Below are 236 nucleotides of genomic sequence, written 5' to 3'. Positions count from 1 at the left end.
CATTTTCGGTGTATAATAAGACAGGTGGGGCGGTAGTTGTAAAGATTGGGATAGTGGTTTCAGGGAGTGAAAGGTATATGTTTAATATAAATCTTGCAGCAGTAGGAACAGCAACAAGTTCTTATTATGAATCTACCAATATTAAAGTTCCTGCAAGTGCTGAAATAATAATTGTAACAAGCGGTGAAATTGATTACGTTGTAACTATTGACTAATGGCATTAAGCGATTTGATAC

Annotated in this window: 1 protein-coding gene; it reads left to right on the top strand. The window is 35.2% G+C overall.

Annotation, left to right across the window (positions count from 1 at the left end; genetic code table 11):
• Positions 1-215: hypothetical protein (locus Q4528_RS16060; RefSeq protein ID WP_303522761.1), on the top strand; the 215-nt coding region annotated here is incomplete at its 5' end.
• Between the last annotated feature and the right edge of the window lie 21 nt (positions 216-236).

Origin of the sequence: Staphylococcus pasteuri (assembly GCF_030547725.1) — a bacterium.
GTDB lineage: Bacteria > Bacillota > Bacilli > Staphylococcales > Staphylococcaceae > Staphylococcus > Staphylococcus pasteuri.
Note: the sequence above shows the minus strand (reverse complement) of the source record. Positions and strands in the feature narration are given on the sequence as shown.